The 18,036-nt window shown below is 41.4% G+C and carries 22 protein-coding genes; 8 read left to right on the top strand and 14 right to left on the bottom strand.

Annotation, left to right across the window (positions count from 1 at the left end):
* Positions 1–3 precede the first annotated feature (3 nt).
* From argJ to AC3WTL_RS09750, 5 genes are all read right to left on the bottom strand, one after another.
* Entirely contained in the window at positions 4–1,233 is a 1,230-nt protein-coding gene (gene argJ, locus AC3WTL_RS09730; protein WP_492369317.1) for a bifunctional ornithine acetyltransferase/N-acetylglutamate synthase, read from the bottom strand.
* Between the two features lie 13 nt (positions 1,234–1,246).
* Positions 1,247–2,278 (bottom strand): N-acetyl-gamma-glutamyl-phosphate reductase, encoded by a 1,032-nt coding sequence (argC, locus tag AC3WTL_RS09735; RefSeq protein ID WP_252221283.1) that lies wholly within the window; start codon positions 2,276–2,278, stop codon positions 1,247–1,249.
* Positions 2,279–2,464: 186 nt separating this feature from the next.
* Positions 2,465–3,184 (bottom strand): YwiC-like family protein, encoded by a 720-nt coding sequence (locus tag AC3WTL_RS09740; RefSeq protein WP_252221281.1) that lies wholly within the window; start codon positions 3,182–3,184, stop codon positions 2,465–2,467.
* Between the two features lie 310 nt (positions 3,185–3,494).
* Positions 3,495–4,031 (bottom strand): molybdopterin-guanine dinucleotide biosynthesis protein B, encoded by a 537-nt coding sequence (gene mobB / locus AC3WTL_RS09745; RefSeq protein ID WP_252221279.1) that lies wholly within the window; start codon positions 4,029–4,031, stop codon positions 3,495–3,497.
* Positions 4,019–5,284, bottom strand: a complete 1,266-nt coding sequence (locus AC3WTL_RS09750) for a molybdopterin molybdotransferase MoeA (protein ID WP_248346668.1) — start codon at positions 5,282–5,284, stop codon at positions 4,019–4,021. Before AC3WTL_RS09750 ends, mobB begins: the two co-directional genes overlap by 13 nt.
* Before the next feature lie 514 nt (positions 5,285–5,798).
* Between AC3WTL_RS09750 and ric the strand changes: the two genes are divergently transcribed.
* The gene (gene ric, locus AC3WTL_RS09755) at positions 5,799–6,491 is read left to right on the top strand and encodes an iron-sulfur cluster repair di-iron protein (RefSeq protein ID WP_222497402.1); all 693 of its coding nucleotides are present in this window, start codon (positions 5,799–5,801) and stop codon (positions 6,489–6,491) included.
* A 112-nt stretch (positions 6,492–6,603) separates the two neighbouring features.
* Here the strand turns inward: ric and moaA are convergent, their stop codons facing one another.
* Positions 6,604–7,620 (bottom strand): GTP 3',8-cyclase MoaA, encoded by a 1,017-nt coding sequence (gene moaA / locus AC3WTL_RS09760; protein ID WP_222497403.1) that lies wholly within the window; start codon positions 7,618–7,620, stop codon positions 6,604–6,606.
* A gap of 285 nt (positions 7,621–7,905) precedes the next feature.
* On the opposite strand from moaA, the gene AC3WTL_RS09765 reads away from it, so the two are divergent.
* Positions 7,906–8,607, top strand: a complete 702-nt coding sequence (locus AC3WTL_RS09765) for a Crp/Fnr family transcriptional regulator (protein WP_197214628.1) — start codon at positions 7,906–7,908, stop codon at positions 8,605–8,607.
* Between the two features lie 31 nt (positions 8,608–8,638).
* On the opposite strand, the gene AC3WTL_RS09770 is transcribed toward AC3WTL_RS09765, so the two are convergent.
* The 3 genes from AC3WTL_RS09770 to AC3WTL_RS09780 form a co-directional block, all read right to left on the bottom strand.
* A complete protein-coding gene (locus AC3WTL_RS09770; protein ID WP_163143761.1) occupies positions 8,639–9,766 on the bottom strand; it encodes a TIGR04053 family radical SAM/SPASM domain-containing protein in 1,128 nt (375 codons plus the stop codon).
* Positions 9,767–9,935: 169 nt separating this feature from the next.
* On the bottom strand, positions 9,936–10,244 hold the full coding sequence (locus tag AC3WTL_RS09775; protein WP_048011912.1) for a metal-sulfur cluster assembly factor: 309 nt from the start codon (positions 10,242–10,244) through the stop codon (positions 9,936–9,938).
* A 71-nt stretch (positions 10,245–10,315) separates the two neighbouring features.
* A complete protein-coding gene (locus AC3WTL_RS09780) occupies positions 10,316–11,083 on the bottom strand; it encodes an alpha/beta fold hydrolase (protein ID WP_197214627.1) in 768 nt (255 codons plus the stop codon).
* Between the two features lie 279 nt (positions 11,084–11,362).
* On the opposite strand from AC3WTL_RS09780, the gene AC3WTL_RS09785 reads away from it, so the two are divergent.
* The 3 genes from AC3WTL_RS09785 to AC3WTL_RS09795 all read left to right on the top strand — a co-directional run bounded on the left by AC3WTL_RS09785 (position 11,363) and on the right by AC3WTL_RS09795 (position 12,645).
* Positions 11,363–12,181: a Cof-type HAD-IIB family hydrolase gene (locus AC3WTL_RS09785; RefSeq protein ID WP_048011910.1), complete on the top strand. Its 819-nt coding sequence runs from the start codon at positions 11,363–11,365 to the stop codon at positions 12,179–12,181.
* Positions 12,182–12,304: 123 nt separating this feature from the next.
* Complete coding sequence (locus AC3WTL_RS09790; RefSeq protein ID WP_174750431.1) at positions 12,305–12,457, top strand: hypothetical protein; 153 nt, start codon at positions 12,305–12,307, stop codon at positions 12,455–12,457.
* Between the two features lie 2 nt (positions 12,458–12,459).
* Complete coding sequence (locus AC3WTL_RS09795) at positions 12,460–12,645, top strand: DUF3813 domain-containing protein (RefSeq protein ID WP_248346666.1); 186 nt, start codon at positions 12,460–12,462, stop codon at positions 12,643–12,645.
* A 35-nt stretch (positions 12,646–12,680) separates the two neighbouring features.
* Here AC3WTL_RS09795 and AC3WTL_RS09800 read toward each other — a convergent pair whose 3' ends face one another.
* Both AC3WTL_RS09800 and AC3WTL_RS09805 read right to left on the bottom strand, forming a co-directional pair.
* Positions 12,681–13,430: a BsuPI-related putative proteinase inhibitor gene (locus AC3WTL_RS09800; protein WP_197214625.1), complete on the bottom strand. Its 750-nt coding sequence runs from the start codon at positions 13,428–13,430 to the stop codon at positions 12,681–12,683.
* Between the two features lie 19 nt (positions 13,431–13,449).
* Entirely contained in the window at positions 13,450–14,280 is an 831-nt protein-coding gene (locus tag AC3WTL_RS09805; protein WP_048011907.1) for a YitT family protein, read from the bottom strand.
* Positions 14,281–14,405: 125 nt separating this feature from the next.
* Here AC3WTL_RS09805 and AC3WTL_RS09810 point away from each other — a divergent pair, with 125 nt between their 5' ends.
* Positions 14,406–15,260 (top strand): DegV family protein, encoded by an 855-nt coding sequence (locus AC3WTL_RS09810; protein ID WP_492369318.1) that lies wholly within the window; start codon positions 14,406–14,408, stop codon positions 15,258–15,260.
* 109 nt (positions 15,261–15,369) lie between these two features.
* Complete coding sequence (locus AC3WTL_RS09815) at positions 15,370–15,501, top strand: DUF3941 domain-containing protein (protein WP_009331260.1); 132 nt, start codon at positions 15,370–15,372, stop codon at positions 15,499–15,501.
* A gap of 52 nt (positions 15,502–15,553) precedes the next feature.
* On the opposite strand, the gene AC3WTL_RS09820 is transcribed toward AC3WTL_RS09815, so the two are convergent.
* Positions 15,554–16,417, bottom strand: a complete 864-nt coding sequence (locus tag AC3WTL_RS09820) for a CvfB family protein (RefSeq protein WP_492369319.1) — start codon at positions 16,415–16,417, stop codon at positions 15,554–15,556.
* 157 nt (positions 16,418–16,574) lie between these two features.
* Here AC3WTL_RS09820 and AC3WTL_RS09825 point away from each other — a divergent pair, with 157 nt between their 5' ends.
* On the top strand, positions 16,575–17,066 hold the full coding sequence (locus AC3WTL_RS09825) for a YajQ family cyclic di-GMP-binding protein (RefSeq protein ID WP_035327116.1): 492 nt from the start codon (positions 16,575–16,577) through the stop codon (positions 17,064–17,066).
* Between the two features lie 446 nt (positions 17,067–17,512).
* Here AC3WTL_RS09825 and AC3WTL_RS09830 read toward each other — a convergent pair whose 3' ends face one another.
* Both AC3WTL_RS09830 and AC3WTL_RS09835 read right to left on the bottom strand, forming a co-directional pair.
* Complete coding sequence (locus AC3WTL_RS09830) at positions 17,513–17,713, bottom strand: GNAT family N-acetyltransferase (protein WP_492369320.1); 201 nt, start codon at positions 17,711–17,713, stop codon at positions 17,513–17,515.
* A 128-nt stretch (positions 17,714–17,841) separates the two neighbouring features.
* Positions 17,842–18,015, bottom strand: coding sequence for a hypothetical protein (locus tag AC3WTL_RS09835; RefSeq protein ID WP_492369321.1), 174 nt, complete (start codon positions 18,013–18,015; stop codon positions 17,842–17,844).
* Positions 18,016–18,036 lie beyond the last annotated feature (21 nt).

Consider the following 18,036-nt stretch of genomic DNA (forward strand, 5'->3'; position numbering starts at 1 on the left):
CCCTCAGGTACGATAGCTTGCATTGATTTTGACATAATCATAGGATAAGTCACATCCCCAGGCCTTCCCTATGCCAGCTCCCTGATGAAGATTCACAGTAATCTGAATGGCAGAATTGGATAAGTACTCTTTTGCTTCTTCTTCTGAAAATGCCAAAGGAACACTATCTTTCAGCATGACTATAGGTCCGATTGCGATATCAACCGAAGACGGATCAATAGCCGGCTTGCCCTGACCGATTGCCCCGATAATTCTGCCCCAATTGGCATCTGCTCCATATATAGCAGTCTTTACAAGGTTCGAGCCGACAATCTGTTTAGCGATCACTCTTGCATCGTCATCGGTTTTCGTCCCCGATACCTCCACCTCGATCAGCTTTGTTGCTCCCTCACCATCTTTTGCGATTTGTTTGGCAAGACTTTCACATGTTTTGGAAATCAGCTGTATAAATACATCCCAATCTGGATGATCCGGCGAAAGTTTATTGGTACCGCTGGCTCCATTGGCCATGACCATTACCATATCATTTGTTGAGGTATCCCCATCAACGGTTATCTGATTGAACGTTCGATCGGTAACCTGTTTTAAAGCAAATTGCAAATCAGAGCTGGCTATATTCGCATCCGTTGTGATAAACGCAAGCATGGTTGCCATATTGGGATGAATCATTCCTGAACCCTTAGCAGACCCGCCCATCGTGACTGTTTTTCCATCAATAACTGCAGAATAGCAGCACCTCTTCATCACTAAATCTGTTGTTAATATGGCTGTCTGAAAATCGTCTGAGTGTAATGCCTCATTGCCGGGCTTCAGCATTTTAATACCCTCTTCTATCTTATCCATCTGCATATACTCGCCAATGACACCGGTAGAGGCAACCGCCACATGCTGTTCCTTTATATTGAATTTATCTGCTGCTGATTTTCTCATTTGATAAGCATCTATTAGCCCCTGTTCCCCAGTACATGCATTGGCACATGCACTATTTACAATGACTGCCTGTATGAGCCCATCTGCTGCAATGCTTTCCTGTGTCACTTTTAGAGGAGCCGCCTGAAAATGGCTGGTTGTATAAACTGCTGCACAATGTGCAGGAGTCTCACTTAAAATAATCCCTAAGTCCTTTTTGGAATAGCGCAGTCCGGCATGAACACCAGCTGCTGTAAAGCCTTTTGGTGTGATGATGCTTCCGGCGGGCAGTTCAGTTACTTCAGCTTGAGATACTAATTGCATTTATCTTTCCTCCTTATGGATAGAGCGGAACAAATCCGAGACCCGCTGCTTCATCACATCCGCTTATTATATTGGCATTTTGCACCGCCTGACCGGCAGCGCCTTTCATTAAGTTATCAATCACTGAAACGATTGTCAGTCTGCCCGTTCTGGAGTCCATATGGATACCTATGTCGCAAAAGTTAGAGCCTGCAACCTCTTTTACAGAAGGAAAAGTATTTTCCGGACGAATCCGGACAAATGGCTGGTTTTCATAGACTGATTGATAAAGTTCAAGAATTTGAGAAGAAGTGTATTCCTTGGTCAGCTGAACATAACTGGTTGTCATAATGCCCCGTGTTATCGGAAGAAGATGGGTCGTGAAGGTGATAGGCTTCATTTCGGAATTCCACTTCATCAGCTGCTGTTCGATTTCCGGTGTATGCTGATGCTGATTTACCTTATAAACCCGCAGGTTTTCATTTGCTTCAGCATAGCTGGTTGTTCTCGAAAGCGCCCTTCCTGCCCCGGACACTCCGGATTTTGCATCGATGACAACACTATCTGGTCTTATTAAATTTTCATTTACAACAGGTGCAAGACTTAGCAAAGAAGCTGTTGGATAGCACCCAGGATTAGATATGATTTCTGCGGATGCTATTTCTCTGCGGTGCCATTCAGGAAGACCATATACTGCTTTTTCTACGAGTGATTCGTTTGCAGGAGCGTGTTTATACCACTCCTGATAGGCTTGAGCCGGAATTCGAAGGTCACCGGATAGGTCAATTACCTTAACGTCTTTACCTGAAAAATCTTCAGCAAGTTTTCCCGAAATCCCGGATGGTGTAGCCAGAAAAACAATATCAGACTGTGAAGCTATTTGATCTGAATCTATTCCCTGTAAATTTTCGTCTAATATTCCATATAGATGCGGATATTCATTCCAAATGGGGATGTTATCTTTAGTAGAATGAATCGATTTAATGTTAAATTCCGGATGCTGCTTGAGGATACGGAGCAATTCAGCACCCCCATATCCGGTTGTTCCGATTATTGAAACGTTCATAATTACTCCTTTCATGCCTTATTGTATATTTAATCATTTATATACATATTTATGAATTAATGTTTCTCTTATTATAGAAACTGGTTTGAAAAATTGCAACCTATTTTACTGAAGTTTTAAAGATTTCTAATATTAATTATCCGATTTCTTGATAAATTGAAAAAACCGGCCTGTTCAGGCCGGTTCTCAAGTGTGCATGGCAAATAATAGCATAAAGAAGAATATGGAAGCATTAGCAATTTCATAAACGCCAATTTTTTTAGGTGTAAATGACTTCCCATAAAATACAACCGACCTGAAAAGGCTGGGAAGAAACGCAGCAGATACAAGCCATCCGCCCGCCAGCAGCCAAATTATCGGTACCGCAGTATGAAAGATCCATGAAACCCATTTAAAGGAACTATTTTTCTTTTCCCTGATCATTGATTTTACATAGAAGGTGCTTCCTGTAAAAAATAAAACAGATGCCGCAAACACAGTCCAGGCCATTGGCAGGATTTCCCCCTGCGGCAAGTAGCTGCTCGCAAGACCTGCTATTGAAAATGCACAAATAGCACTAAAGTCATTGCCCAATGCTCTATCTCTGTTTTTGGAAGAATAGAGCGCATTAATCATAAAAAAAGGAACCATAAGAAGTCCGAAAATGATAATCGATGGCCTTTCCAATAAAGGAACTAAAAGGAGTAAAATAGCCGGAAGCAGATAAATGGCCGTCCATTTAGAGTATAAAGCCATTCTTTTTCTTTTAAATAGCAGAAGGCCTGGATAAGTGGCCAGATATAGTAATATCCATCCTAAAAAAAACGGGATATGAGACCAAATAATATCAGATGCAGCTGCTCCGAGCCAAAATGGCAGAATCAGCATTGCCCAGGCACCATGCTGTTTTGGCATAAATAACTTCATCTATAATACCTCCCCGCTGCTTTCTGCCTATAATATATAATCTTCTGGGTAAATAGAAAGTGAAGATTATCACTGATACACGCAACGCCACAAAACGTTCAATTTTGAGGATATTAAAAACAGCCCAAAATAGAATTGGGCTGTTCTGCTTTTATCTTTATCGCAGTCTAACGGGCAGTAAGACCCCCACTTCAAGACTCAGAGGAATCAAAGGAGGATAAGTGGGGGTTAAACTGCCCATAAAGGCCCGATTGGTTCAACTAACAATCAGTGGGGGATAAGGAACCCCCCCACTGATTGAAGTTTCACTTTATTTCATTCTTTCGCTCACTAAATACTCAACAATCCAATCAGGACCTTTGGGATCACCAATGCTGAAAAACGGCGCTTCAAAATTTGCATCGTTTGGTTTTATAACGTTATCATCCCAGCTGATCACTGTACAGATATTTGTCAATTCGTTCATAAGGTGCATATCTTCATCACTTCTTAGCAAGAGAGCCTTAGAAAAAGATGCCTTTTTATGACCTTCAATAAGCACGACGTCCGGCTGCAGCTGCAGCACAATCCTTACCTGCTCCTCCAGGCTCCAGCTTTTCTTCTCGGCATGCATAAGCAGTCGGCCTCCCCCTTCTACAAGAGAAGCGGCAGCCCCTGATTCAATATGGCTTGTAGAATCCTTTCCTTCCGGGGTTTCAGGTTTGCCGCCATGACCATGATGTTTAATAGTAATGGCAGAAAGCCCCTTCTCTTTTAATCCTGAAATTAATTTATTTATCAACGTTGTTTTTCCGCTGTTTTGATAACCGGCTACCTGAAAGATAACAGGATCCTTTACCATGGCCATTCGCTTCCTTCATGGTCCTCAAGCAATAGCACTTCAACTGTGTCCCCCATGCCATAGCCTCTTGTTCCGCCTGGCAGAATCATTAGCGAATTCGCACCGGCAAGACTCATCACAATGTTTGATTTATCCACTCCGCTTGGTGCTGCCACCAGTCGTCCTGACAAATAATTAACAGACGTCCTGACAAATCGTGTAAACGGGTTTGCTTTTGGAAATTCTGCCACTAGTTCAGCAGTTTCTTTCCTTAAATGCGGTTTCTCAGAGAACAGCATTTTTCGGACGACTGGTCTTGTAAAAAGTTCAAACCCGACATAGCAGGCAGAAGGATTTCCCGAAAGTCCAAACAGAAGCTTTCCTTCATGCTGGGCAACAGTCGTCACACTGCCTGGCCTCATGGCAACTTTATTGAAAAGCACCTCAGCCTCAAGCTTTTCATAAATGCCCGGCAGATAATCAAAATCGCCCACAGATACACCGCCTGTAGTGATCAGCATATCCACATTGTTCAATGCTTCTTTCACAGCATTAAAACATATATCAAATTCGTCAGGAAGCTTTCCATAATAAATAACTTCCGCGCCGGCCCGTTCAATTTGCGCTGTAATCATATGAGCATTGCTGTTTCTTATTTTCCCCGGCTCCAGCGGTTCATGGACTTCCAATAGTTCAGTTCCTGTTGCAAATAATCCAATAACAGGCTTTTTGGCAACAGGCACTTCTGCATAACCAAAGGTTGCGAGAATGGCCTGAATTCCGGGATTGATCTTTGTCCCCTTTTTAACTAAAGAATCTCCTTTTTTTGCATCTTCTCCTTTGAAAGAAACATTGTCTCCTTGTTTATAGGATCGCTTTATGGACATAAAATTCTTACCGTCTTCTTCATATGCTTTTGCCAGTTCAAGCATTACAACTGCATCACATTCCTGAGGCATTTGCGCACCGGTCATGATCCTCACAGCCTGGAATGGACCAATGTTTTTAGAAGTCACATGCCCCGCCCCAATGTGGTCTACCACCTCAAATACGACGGAATTTTCCATTGAAGCTTCCTTTGTATCTGCAGAACGGACAGCAAAACCATCATATGGTGATCGATCAAAATGAGGGACATCATTTGTTGCTTTTAAATCTTCTGCCAGAAAACGGCCATTGCTTTCATTAATGGATACGTATTCTGCACTTCCGGTTAATTGATATGCCATGATTTTTTCAACTGCTTCAGCAACAGGAATGGGAGTTCTTTTTTCCAGCATGATATCAGCTCCTATGTACTTTTCTAAATGTCTTCTCTAATTCAATTATTATAAACGTACATGAAAATCCATAACATGACAATCGTCACACTTTCTGTTTTCATCTGTGCAGGGTTTACCCAAAGGCTGTTTTCGTAAGGTTTGTTGCTTTTTGTATATTATTTACTGAGTTGATTGTAGCGGAAGGTGCGAGATCCTCGAAAATGCATTCGCATTTTCTTCGTGCGGTGTTTACTCAATGGAGCTTATTCAATGTCCTGCGGGAGTAGCGGGACAGGTGAGACCCCGCAGACGCGGAGCGTTGAGGAGGCTCACCTCCCGCCCCGCGGTTCGCTGAGCAGCCTGGAGCGGAAATCAACGGAAAACATTGATAGGCGAAGAATAACAATTTATGCGAAAAGAGCCTACCCAAAAAACTTTATAAAAAGCCTGCAAGTGTGATGCCCATCACCAAATCAAAAAGGGAATTCGTATATTCTTTAGATAGTTCACAAGATAGAAGGAGGAAAATACAATGACTATACAAATTACAGAAGATCTTCTCGTAAAAGATATCGTAAATGAATTTCCAAAGACAAGTGATGTTTTTAAACGTCATCGCATTGATTTTTGCTGCGGCGGAAATATTCCGCTGGCGCGTGCTGTTTCAGAACAGTCAGCAGATATGAACGTCCTGATTAACGAATTAAACGAAGTAATTCAAAAGGAAAACCAAACTGATAATTTAGAGGTTTGGACAGATAGTACATCAGAAGACATTATTGAACATGTCATTAATCGATATCATCGTCCTCTTGAAGAAGAACTATCGCAATTAAGCCCATATGTAACAAAGGTGTCAAGAGTTCATGGAGAAAGCCATGAGGAGCTTCTTAGAGTCCATCAATTATTCTATGAATTGAAGCACGAGCTTCTTGAACATACTTCCAAAGAGGAAGAGTCAGTTTTTCCACTTCTGCTGAAGCTTGAAGATCCTAAAGTTGAAAATCGCGAAGAAATCATCAGCTATATCCGGGAGCTTGAGAAGGAGCATGATCATGCAGGTTCCATCTTAAAGGAATTGAGGGAAATTACCGCTGGTTTTATTCCTCCAGCTGATGCATGCGGTTCTTACCGTCTTGTATATAAGCGGCTTGAAGATTTGGAAAGCCAAACGTTCATGCATGTTCATCTGGAAAATAATATTCTTTTTCCTCGATATATATAAACACTCATTATCTGCAGCCAATATCGGCTGCAGATTTTTTGTGCATTCAAACGGTAAAAATAAAAGCCTGCCCGCTATGTCCATTTTTCATGACACAGCAAAACATGCTTTTTCATCCCCCAATATAGGACATTTCAATCTTTTTCCTGTTTGCAGCGGTTTCTTCTGTCCGTTCGTCTGAGTACCTGTCTTTTCTGCCATTCCAAATCTTAATAATCCGATCGGTAATTTCTTCGTCAGTAGCGCCTTTTCTCATAAATTCCTTTAAATCGTGCCCTTCACCATTAAATAGGCATGTGAAAATTTGGCCATTTGCTGACAATCTTGAACGAGTGCAGCTTGAACAGAAGGATTCAGAAACAGATGTAATAAACCCAACATCCACATCGGTGCCTTTATAGCGGTACCGCTTGGCCACCTCTCCGAAATAATCCGGATCTACCGGCTCTAATAAATAGTGTTCCTTTAAGATCTCATAAATCTCTTTTTTAGTTACAACCTCATCCATTTTCCAGCCGTTTGTGCTGCCGACATCCATGTATTCAATAAAACGGAGCTGTAAGCCGTTATCTTTACAAAACTTAGCCATCGGGACAATTTCAGAATCATTCAGGCCTTTTTTGACGACCATATTAATCTTCACGCCAAGTCCTGCTTCTTTTGCTGCTTCAATCCCTTTAATAACTGGTTTGACACCCACATTGCGTCCGTTGATTTGTCCGAAAAGCTCATCATCCAGACTGTCAAGACTGATGTTAACCCTCAACAGTCCTGCTTCCTTTAAGTCCTTCGCATGTTTGGGAAGCAATACTCCGTTGGTGGTTAGTCCAATATCTTTTAATCCCTCAATGTCTGAAAGCATTTTAACAAGTTTAGGCATGTCCTTTCTCATAAGGGGCTCCCCGCCTGTTAACCTGATCTTCTCCACTCCAAGGCTTACGAAGATTTTAGCCAGCCGTTCAATTTCTTCATAGCTGAGCAGCTCGCTTTTTGGAAGAAAAGCAAAATCAGGACCGAAGATTTCTGCCGGCATGCAATATTGGCAGCGGAAATTACAGCGGTCAATGACAGAAATGCGCAGGTCTCTTAAAGGTCTATTCAATTTATCTTTAATAATTATTTTAGCCATTCCGTTCAACTCCATTTAAAGAGTGACTTTATTAAGCTTTCTATACAGAGGTATATTTTAGCCTTTCCCTTAAAATAACAGAAATAACCCAGTATCTCAAATTAAGGGCTTTTACTATTAGAACATACAATCGCTGTAATGTTAATAGGGAATTGCTGTTTATTAGTTAAGACTGACCATTTCTATAGAAAATGCCACAATAAAGACACAAAAGCCGGCAATGTTTTCACTATACAAATGATATTATTGTGAGAAAAGACAGTTGTTATATGAAGGAGGATTCCCATGGCTCATACAGCCATTAAACAGACACATTCCATTGAGATTAAAGAGCTTCTTCATTTCGCTGACCGGCATATGAAAACACAGAAAGGGGCTTATATTTTTCAGGAAGGCATGGATGCTGATGAGCTATATATCATCCTTTCCGGCAAGATTCAAATCAGCAAGATAACAGCGGACGGCAGGGAACTCACCTTCAGGCTATGCGGGGAAAATGAAATCATTGGTGAGCTGACCTTATTTACCAGCGATCCTAAATATTTATTGAATGCTTTAGTTCTTGAAGCTGGTGAGGTAGCTGTAATAAAAAAAGATGTCCTGGAAAAGGAGATTTTTAAAAATAGTACTCTGGCCTATGAATTTATGAAATGGATGAGCGACCATTTCCGCAATACACAGACCAAATTCAGAGATCTCGTGCTCAATGGAAAAAAAGGTGCCCTGTATTCAACTCTTATCAGAATGACTAACAGCTATGGAATAAAAGTAAATGACGGCATACTCATTGATCTGCCACTTACGAATCAGGAACTTGGAAATTTCTGCGGCACCTCCAGAGAGAGCACCAACCGGATACTGGGCGAACTGAAGAAGGACGGCATTATTTCAATAATAAATGGAAAAATTACAGTTAAAGATCTAGAGTATTTAAAAAATGAAATAGGCTGTGAAAATTGCCCTGCCGTATACTGCAGCATTGAATAGGAGTGCAGTCATGATGCACTCCTTTACTCCTTTATGCTTTTGCTGCTTTCGTTCTAAGTGCCTTAGGAATATATACACAAAACGGCTCGCTTTCCATATAATCCCCTGTCATGGCAAATGCACGTGATCTCGATCCTCCGCAAACATAACGGAATTCGCATTGGCCGCATTTCCCTTTATATTTATCAGGATTTCTGAGATCTTTAAAGATGGGTGATTCCCTGTATATTTCAGCGAGCGGCTGTTCCCTTACATTTCCTGCTTTAACAGGCAAAAGCCCGCTTGGATAAACGTCCCCAACGTGTGAAATGAAAACAAACCCGTTTCCGTCATTTACTCCTTTAGGCGCCCTGCCTAAACCATCTATAGAACCCGTCAGCCCTTGCTGTGTAAGTGCATCGAGATATTGAATATCCTCATTTTGATCTTTTGCTTCCTTCATTTTTTGCTGAATGACAACTCGGCGATAATGCTGGGCAGCTGTTGTCTTAATATCGAAGGAAACCTTTTTGCTTAAGTTATACAGCCATGTAAAAACCTTCTCATGCTCAACCGGTGAGATCATATCCTTTTCCTGCCCTCTCCCTGTTGGGACGAGGAAGAACACACTCCAAAGAACACATTTGAGTTCTTCTACAACCTGTGCCATTTCCTCAAGGTAATCGATATTATAACGTGAGATCACTGTATTAATCTGGACTGGAATTTCAAGCTCGTGCAGATATTTAATCCTTTCAATCGTTAAATCGTAGGAACCGGAAGTCCCTCTAAAGTGGTCGTGAATTTCTGCATTTGGCCCATCAAGGCTGAACGCCCATCGAGCTAAACCGACCTGTTTGGCTTTTTCAATAGCTTCTTTCGTTACATTTGGTGTCGCACTGGGCGTCATGGAGACACGAACGCCCTTTTTCACTGCATATTCGGCAATGTCGAATACATCCTGCCTCATTAATGGATCTCCACCCGTAAACACAAGCATAGGATTATTCATTTCCCTGATTTGGTCAATCAGGGCCATTCCTTCTTCAAAGGAAAGTTCTCTCGGATCTCTCCTATATTGTGCCTCCGCACGGCAGTGCAGACATTTTAGCTGGCATGCCCTTGTTAATTCCCATATCACAATAAAAGGGTCTTTATTAAAATCTCTATCAAATCCCATTAGTAATGCCTCCTTAATGGCCTTACTCCCTGCCATTTGTCAACGCAAAGCAACTATATTTTGTCTTTCCATTGTTATTATAGGATAATCGGCATGTGAAATAAGTGAACTACCTCACAAGGGCACAAAAAAACAGCAGGAAATACTCCTGCTGTTTTGAGCTTAAATTTTATCGTACGCCAAGTGCAATTTTTGCATAGCGGGACATTTTGTCCTTGGACCAAGGCGGGTTCCAGACAATATTCACTTCAGTGTCTTTTACTTCAGGGATATCTGCCAGCGCTGACTTTACTTGTTCAACAATTGTGCCTGCCAAAGGACAGCCCATGGAAGTAAGAGTCATATCAACTATAGCTTTCCCTTCCTCTTCCATTTTCACATCATATACCAAGCCTAAATTTACAATGTCTATCCCCAGCTCAGGGTCTACTACAAGCTCCAGTGCACCCATTATGCTGTCTTTTAAATCCTGATCCATATCTGCAGCACTCCTTCATTATTTACTATCTTTATCTTAACAAAAATTTAAATGAATTGAAAAAATACAGGTTATAAATGTTCCTCAAACCATTTAACTGTTTCAAGCAGCCCCTCCCTGCTGACTTTATGCCCCGCCTGTTCATCTGATATAAACAGGAGGTTTTCAGGTGAGTCACTATACAGGGGCTGGATGGTCTCATAAAATTGGTATGTATAGGAATAAGGAACAACCGGGTCCTTCTTGCCATGCCAGAACATGAGCGGCCTTCCGCCAAGCTTTTCTGGCTGAAGGCTCAGATCACGCTCCCTAAGGATTCTCAGAAGATCTGCAAGTTCTTCATTTGTGAGCGGAACCTTAATATTATTTTTCTTAAGTTCATCAAGCTGAAGCTGAGCAAACTTTTCATAATATGGCATACCCATAAGGCTAACTGCAGTTTTGACCCAGTCATACTGTGTCAGGGCGCCCAAAGTGACTATTCCCCCCATGGAGGTGCCCACAAGCCCTATTCTTCCCTGGTCAATCAGGTCCCTATCCTCATAGACATTCCTGATTATGTTCAATTCCGCAATGGTATTCAGAACAATATCCCAAAGCTTGAAGTTTAAATCGCTGCCTGATAAGCCCTCGGATCTTTCCCCATGAAATAAGGTGTCCGGCAGCACTACCCTAAACCCCTTTTCTGCAAGCAGATAGGCATAATGCAGATTATGTTCTTTGGCACTCGTAAACCCATGAACAAAAATGATAAAAGGCAGGGGTTCCCCTTTTATTTCCTGTCTGGCAAGTTCAAGAACAGGAATTTCTCTGATAAGCTTACGCTCAATAACAACCACATTTTTTCCTCCTAAACCTGTTGTACCAAGATGAATTTTTTTACAAAATTATTATAATATTGATAACATATATGTATAAAATGATTTTGTAAAAGCTTAAGCTCTTGTCTTATGTAAATTCTTTCTATATTTTCAGTTTAACATGTGGACTTTTCTTTTCCAAAACCTTTACACTTAAAAGAAAAGCGGGGCATACTTCAATATAAGCAATGCGCTGCAGTCCGCTGGCTGCAATTACATTATTATTATAAAAGTGCTGAGCGCTTAGAAGGAGATCTTATGGCAGAAAAACATTTAATTGCATTGGACCTTGATGGCACATTATTAAAAGATGACAAAACCATCTCGGCTAAAACTAAAATGATTATTCAAAAGGCACGTGAACAAGGGCATGAAGTAATGATTGCCACTGGAAGGCCATTTCGCTCGAGTGAAATATACTATCGTGAAATGGGTTTGACTACGCCGATTGTCAATTTCAATGGTGCATACATACATCATCCTAAAGACCATAATTGGGGTGTTTACCACACACCACTGCAAATGAACGTGGCAAAGGAAATTGTCGAAGCCGTTAATAGCTATACTATTCATAATATCGTGGCAGAAGTTATTGATGATGTTTATTTGCACTACCATGATGAGAAGCTTCTCGACATCTTCGGTTTTGGCGATCCGAATATTACGACCGGAGATTTGCGCAGTTACTTAAAAGATAATCCGACAAGCATGCTGATACATACTGATGAGGAACATGTAAAATCCATCAGAAATCATCTTTCCGAGGTCCATGCCGAAGTAATTGACCACCGCAGATGGGCGGCTCCCTGGCATGTCATTGAAATCGTGAAAACGGGACTGAATAAAGCTGTTGGCCTCAAAAAAGCAGCTGATTATTTCCAAATACCGCCCGAGCGGATCATTGCTTTTGGCGATGAGGACAATGATCTCGAAATGCTTGAATTTGCAGGCTACGGGATTGCCATGGGCAATGCGATCGACCAGGTGAAAAATATTGCCAAAGAGGTCACATTAACCAATGAGGAAGATGGAATCGGCATTTATCTAAATGACTTATTAAATCTTAAAGCTCTTTAAGCAGCTGACCAAAAGGAATTAAATTGAAACCATTAAATCCCCTTTTTAAATCCTTCCTTTAGAGCATACTAAAGATGAAGCAGCCCAATTGCGGCTTCAAACTCTTTCATGGAGGGGATTCGAATGGGTAAACGTAATAAATCAAAACGCTTCGTTCAACAGGGTGCTGATACTGTTAGTAAGCATGATGAGCGTATCCCGTACCACATGACCTATGCTGAGGCGGAAGCCCAAAAACTAGCTAATGTGAAAGAATCATCCCTCGGAGGAATATAGCGATGGGTAACAGATTATTTCAGGAAGCCAGAAAATATGTGGAAATAGCCAAAAATTCTGCAGGCGAAGAAACTGTTTCCCGGGCGAAAAATGCTTTAAGTTCTGCATTTGCCAACTCCACAGCGGCTGAACAGGCTCAGCTCCGGGAGATGCAGCAGGAACTTGAAAAATATTCGCAGTATCGCTAAAAAGAGCTGGCGGCCTCAATGGCTGCCAGCTCTTTTTAATTGCTTTCCAGTATAACAGGATAAGAATTCATAATATCTCCGTCTTCATCTTTTTCATATAAATGCAAAACCACTGTTCCGTTTTCAGGTATGTTTTCAGAAGGAAGGCTTATCTTTATCCTAAAGCTCTTCCAATCATTTGATGAAGCCAATATGGTCTTTTCAGACTGCAGCTCATTATGGCCGTCTTCAACTGTATACCATAGCTTTCCGCTTTTTGGCCGAGCTTTAAATAATATGATATATTCGCCGTTCCTGCCTGTAACCTTTGCCTGGCTAATGGAAGGATTTTGGCCAGGGATATAAACAGATGCTTCAGATTCAGGTTTTGTCTCCAACTTTTTGCCATTTAAGTTTGATGCCAGAAGCCTGGCTTTTACTATGTACTCTCCCTCCTTAACTCTATTCCCTTTATACCTGTAATCCCACTGCTCTTCCCATACCTTGCTTTCATCCGGTTTGACGGCAATGGTTTGAATTGCTTGTAAAAATGCTTTTCCTTCTGAGGAAGAATATACCTTTTCGCCTTCTTGACTGAAAATCTCCACTTCATAAAACTGAGAGGATCCAAACTCAAAGCTCAGCGGATAATTGGCCTTATTCCTCAGAAGCAAATCGATCTTTAGTGTTTCCTGTCCTGCTTGAGGCATTACATTAAAATCAAAAGGCATTTCCTTAATAGAAGCTTCAAAACTTTGCATAGGCATAGTGAGGATAATTACAGCAGCAGCCAAAAGCCGAAGCATCCTTCATCCCTCCATTCATTTAATCCCTGCGGAAGAAACCATATACACCAGTGGTTTGAACAATATTTGTAAAAGCATTCGGATCCACTTCTTTTATGATCCTTTCAAGGTCAAATAACTCATATCGGGTGATGACAATCATCATCATTTCCTTATTTTCATTTGTAAAAGCTCCCTTTGCAGGGAAAGTTGTTATTCCCCTGACAAGATGGTCATGGATCGCTTTTTTCATTTCTTCGGATTTTTTCGTGATAATCAGAGCTGTAAGTTTTTCATGTCTGGTATGGATGGCATCAATAACCCTTGTAGAAGCATAAAGGGTTACAAGGGTGTATAGTGCTTTTTCCCAGCCATACAAAAAACCGGCTGTTATAATAATAATGGCATTAAGAGTGAAAAAATATGTACCGACAGGTTTGTCTTTCATCCTGGACAAGACCATCGCAATGATATCCATTCCTCCTGTGGAAGCCCCCCATTTAAGTGTAATCCCTACACCTACAGCTGCTATGACACCTCCAAAAACGGCATTAAGCAGAATATCCCTGGATACATGGATTACAGGTATCACTTCCAGGAAGAAAGACATCAGGAAGACGCTTAGAAAACTATAAATCGTAAACGAACGGCCAACCTTTTTCCAGGCCAATATGGTAACAGGAATGTTTAGAATGAACAGCAATATCCCTGTTGATCCGAAATCACCCAAAATACTTGATAAGAGCTGTGCCACCCCTGTAAAACCGCTTGCATATACATTAGCGGGTATCAGAAAAAAATTCATCGCGATAGCATTCAATACCGCGCCAATCAAAACAATAAATACCTTCTTAGTTTCTAGCCAAACCATTTTTTACCCCCTGAATTTTTATAGTTTCTTTACCCCAATAAGGTGCATTTTCAACACAATTCATTGTTTTTTCTCCTTGATTTCTATAAACTTAATTCATATAGTTTGAAAGCAGGTGAAAGATAATGTCAGTAAAAATTCTAGCTGACAGTGCGTGTGACTTGCCGCTTAGCTTTTATAAAGAACATGGCGTCACACTTTTCCCGTTACAGGTCCAACTGAATGATGGAGAATATGAAGATTTAGTCACCATAGAACCTAAGGATGTTTATAGAGCTATTCGGGAAGGCCAAATGCCTAAAACATCTCAGGTATCCCCTCTTCTTTTTGAAGAGACGTTCAATAAAATGGCAGAGAACAATGAAGACGGCATTTATATTGCTTTTTCCTCCGAACTTTCGGGTACATATCAGACCGCTGTCATGATCCTGGAGCAAGTAAAAGAGAAATATCCCGATTTCCAATTAACCATAGTCGATTCCAAGGCTGCTTCATTGGGATATGGATTAATTGTGAAGACTGCTGCAGCTGCAGCGCAATCAGGCGCATCCAAGGAAGACCTCCAGAAAGTAATCGAATTTCGCTGCCGAAACCTCGAGAGCTTATTTACGGTAAATGATCTTGAATACCTCGCAAAAGGCGGCCGCGTTTCGAAAGCCTCGGCTTTTTTGGGCGGACTTTTGAATATTAAACCTCTTTTAACAGTAGAAGATGGCAAACTTGTGCCGATTGAGAAACTGCGCGGCAAGAAAAAGCTGCTTCGCCGCATTATTGAGCTGATGAAAGAAAATGGGACTTCCATTGAGATGCAGACTGTCGGCATCAGCCATGCTGATGATGAAGACACAGCTCTTGAAATGAAAAAGCTGATACTGGACGAGCTTAATGCCAAAGAAGTCTATATTACTTCCATTGGCTCAGCAATCGGGGCTCATACAGGCCCAGGGTCTATAGCGATATTCTACTTTAAGCAAATTTAAACCATAAGTGCAGGATACATACTCCATTTCATTCTGACAGACAATATGACTGTACTTCAGTTATATTCCTGAAGGCTAAACCCATCAGTATGAAAGGAGTATTTTTATTATGCCGCATACTTCCGATAATGATAAGAAAGCGAAAGACAATAATGCGCTTCTCCACGAAAAAAATATGATGCGCGAGAAAAACCGCAAAGCCGGGAAAAACCAATATTCGAAAAAGACAGATCATCTTTAATAATAAAACGGGCAAGCATTGGCTTGTCCGTTTTATTATTTTTTGCAGTTGATTAGTCTTTCTTAATATATGTCCATCCTTCTTCCTGATAAATCCTGCCTTCCTTCATAAGCCGGCCCAAAGCTCTTTTAAATGAAGCTTTGCTTAACTGAAAACGCTCCTGGATATCTTCCGGGGCACTTTTATCGCCATATGGCATCGCACCGCTTCGGCTTTCAAGATAAGAGATGATTTTTTCGGAATCATCATCAAGTGCTTCATGCTTTCTTGGAATAAGAGAAACATTCACTGTCCCATCTTCTTTCACATCAACTATGCGGCCTTCCACTTTCTCTCCAAGACGGGGCTCTCTTTTTCGCTGGGATTCATGGATAAAGCCTTTAAAGCCCTCAGCTGTATAAATCCAGCTTCCCACCTTTGCGGTTCTATAAATATGTCCGTGAATATTCTTATTAAAGTCACTTTTGGATGCTGTAATTGAAATATCGGTAATGACAGGATCAGTAGCCATTTTCACATAAATTCTGTTATTCTTATTTACCCGGAGTGTAATATATAATCTATCTCCTTCAATCGGCCACACAGCTTCATGGACAGGAAGATCCTCCTCCCCAAGGAGCATGTCTTTCTGAATGCCAATATTGATGAATACACCGATGCCGGGCTTTACATCGCTTACATGTGCCCATCCATATGTACCCGCCTGAACCTCGGGAATGACAGTTGTTGCTGCGATTCTTCCCTGTGAGTCCATGTAAAGGAAAGCCTCAACCTCCTGCCCTTCTTCGAGCTTTTCATCCGTCTCATTCTGATGAAGAAGAACATCCTCCTCTCCATCTGTCAAAAAATAGCCAAATGCTGCTTCCCTTGAAACGATCAGCTTAACAGCACGGCCCAAATTCTCTTCTATAGCCATCTCTTTTCCTCCTTCTCAGCAGTAAACAGCAAATATTCATTATATTAAATCTTTCCCAAAAAAGATCACATAACTCCTAAAGTTGTTTGAACTGCTATATTTTACTATAATAAGGACAAGAAGTGAAACTTAAATTGTAATCGCCAAGGAGGCTGTCATGTCTAAAGAAAGCTCATTTGATATTGTATCTAAAGTTGACTTTTCTGAAGTAACCAATGCCATTAATATTGCCATGAAGGAAATTTCCACCCGCTATGACTTTAAAGGCAGCAAAAGTGATATAAAGCTGGATAAAGAGGAGCTTGTGCTTCTATCTGATGATGAATTTAAGCTTGACCAGCTTAAGGATGTTTTATTAGGCAAGTTAATTAAACGGGGCATTCCTGTAAAAAATCTTGATTACAGCAAGATTGAGGGAGCATCAGGCGGAACGGTCCGCCAAAGAGCAAAGCTTGTCCAGGGTATTGATAAAGAAAATGCCAAGAAGATTAATACCCTGATTAAAAACAGCGGATTAAAGGTGAAGAGCCAGGTTCAGGATGATCAGGTACGTGTAACCGGCAAAAACCGCGATGACCTGCAGAAGATTATTGCTGCTGTTAAAGAGGCAGATTTGACAGTTGATGTTCAATTCGTTAACTATCGCTAAAAAAAGCAAACGGAAAACTCCGTTTGCTTTTTTGTTTGTTTAGTTTATCGCAGTCTAACGGGCAGTAAGCCCCCCCTTCAAGACTCAGAGGAATCAAAGGAGGATAAGTGGGGGTCAAACTGCCCAATCTAGCTGCGGCTCTTAGGGCTCGAGGTCATAAGCCAATCAGCTGGTGGGAAGAAAGGCACTTCCCTCCAGCTGCTCGTCTTATGCTTGTCACCCCTGGGCAAGTCGCCTCGCTTTATAATGTAAAGGCCCGATTGGTGAGATACAGTGAAACTTGCCGACGCGCAGGCAGAGGCTTAGTTGAACCAATCGGGTTCGTAGTGTCGATTGATCGAAGCGCTAGCGGAGATCTTAGCGACACTAGAACGCGACTAACAATCAGTGGGGGATAAGGAAAACCCCCACTGATTGAAGTTTCACTTTATCCATTCACGCTGCAGCTATTTAACAAATTTATACATTAATAGTTCATCTGCATAGGTCCCATCTTTTCTTTTTATATGTTTGACTTTGCGGCCTTCCTCCTGAAATCCGAATTGCCTGTACAGGTGGATAGCCCTTTGATTATATGCAAAAACCTCAAGACATATTTTTTCCAGACCAGGTTCTTCTTCCGCCCATTCCAGGAATTGTTTAAGCATTTTGCTTCCCAGCCCCTGGTTGCAATGCTTCTCCTATATGGTGATGCCGAAATAACCCAGATGGTTCACTTTTTTGCTTTTTGACCGCCGAAAGTTCAGCATTCCAACCACTTCGTTGTCAACTTCCGCTATAAAATAAGATTCCCAGTTCTAATGCTCCGTTCAATCCACGCTTCTTCTTCTGCAATTGTTAAATTAAACTCATCCGCCTCGGTCATTAAAAAATCTGTTTCTCCAAAAGCCTTCCGGCAATGAGCGAGAATGGCTTCCGCATCACTTTTGGCAGCTGATCGAATCTCCAATTCCTGTTCCCCCACTCTTTT

The organism is Cytobacillus sp. EB106-05-05-XG126, assembly GCF_058791715.1.

What these genes read in the sequence shown, in the direction of transcription:
- argJ (WP_492369317.1), bottom strand. Translation starts at nt 1,233, where the DNA reads ATGCAATTAGTATCTCAAGCTGAAGTAACTGAACTGCCCGCCGGAAGC.
- argC (WP_252221283.1), bottom strand. Translation starts at nt 2,278, where the DNA reads ATGAACGTTTCAATAATCGGAACAACCGGATATGGGGGTGCTGAATTG.
- AC3WTL_RS09740 (WP_252221281.1), bottom strand. Translation starts at nt 3,184, where the DNA reads ATGAAGTTATTTATGCCAAAACAGCATGGTGCCTGGGCAATGCTGATT.
- mobB (WP_252221279.1), bottom strand. Translation starts at nt 4,031, where the DNA reads ATGGCCATGGTAAAGGATCCTGTTATCTTTCAGGTAGCCGGTTATCAA.
- AC3WTL_RS09750 (WP_248346668.1), bottom strand. Translation starts at nt 5,284, where the DNA reads ATGCTGGAAAAAAGAACTCCCATTCCTGTTGCTGAAGCAGTTGAAAAA.
- ric (WP_222497402.1), top strand. Translation starts at nt 5,799, where the DNA reads ATGACTATACAAATTACAGAAGATCTTCTCGTAAAAGATATCGTAAAT.
- moaA (WP_222497403.1), bottom strand. Translation starts at nt 7,620, where the DNA reads ATGGCTAAAATAATTATTAAAGATAAATTGAATAGACCTTTAAGAGAC.
- AC3WTL_RS09765 (WP_197214628.1), top strand. Translation starts at nt 7,906, where the DNA reads ATGGCTCATACAGCCATTAAACAGACACATTCCATTGAGATTAAAGAG.
- AC3WTL_RS09770 (WP_163143761.1), bottom strand. Translation starts at nt 9,766, where the DNA reads ATGGGATTTGATAGAGATTTTAATAAAGACCCTTTTATTGTGATATGG.
- AC3WTL_RS09775 (WP_048011912.1), bottom strand. Translation starts at nt 10,244, where the DNA reads ATGGATCAGGATTTAAAAGACAGCATAATGGGTGCACTGGAGCTTGTA.
- AC3WTL_RS09785 (WP_048011910.1), top strand. Translation starts at nt 11,363, where the DNA reads ATGGCAGAAAAACATTTAATTGCATTGGACCTTGATGGCACATTATTA.
- AC3WTL_RS09790 (WP_174750431.1), top strand. Translation starts at nt 12,305, where the DNA reads ATGGGTAAACGTAATAAATCAAAACGCTTCGTTCAACAGGGTGCTGAT.
- AC3WTL_RS09795 (WP_248346666.1), top strand. Translation starts at nt 12,460, where the DNA reads ATGGGTAACAGATTATTTCAGGAAGCCAGAAAATATGTGGAAATAGCC.
- AC3WTL_RS09800 (WP_197214625.1), bottom strand. Translation starts at nt 13,430, where the DNA reads ATGCTTCGGCTTTTGGCTGCTGCTGTAATTATCCTCACTATGCCTATG.
- AC3WTL_RS09805 (WP_048011907.1), bottom strand. Translation starts at nt 14,280, where the DNA reads ATGGTTTGGCTAGAAACTAAGAAGGTATTTATTGTTTTGATTGGCGCG.
- AC3WTL_RS09810 (WP_492369318.1), top strand. Translation starts at nt 14,406, where the DNA reads ATGTCAGTAAAAATTCTAGCTGACAGTGCGTGTGACTTGCCGCTTAGC.
- AC3WTL_RS09815 (WP_009331260.1), top strand. Translation starts at nt 15,370, where the DNA reads ATGCCGCATACTTCCGATAATGATAAGAAAGCGAAAGACAATAATGCG.
- AC3WTL_RS09820 (WP_492369319.1), bottom strand. Translation starts at nt 16,417, where the DNA reads ATGGCTATAGAAGAGAATTTGGGCCGTGCTGTTAAGCTGATCGTTTCA.
- AC3WTL_RS09825 (WP_035327116.1), top strand. Translation starts at nt 16,575, where the DNA reads ATGTCTAAAGAAAGCTCATTTGATATTGTATCTAAAGTTGACTTTTCT.
- AC3WTL_RS09830 (WP_492369320.1), bottom strand. Translation starts at nt 17,713, where the DNA reads ATGCTTAAACAATTCCTGGAATGGGCGGAAGAAGAACCTGGTCTGGAA.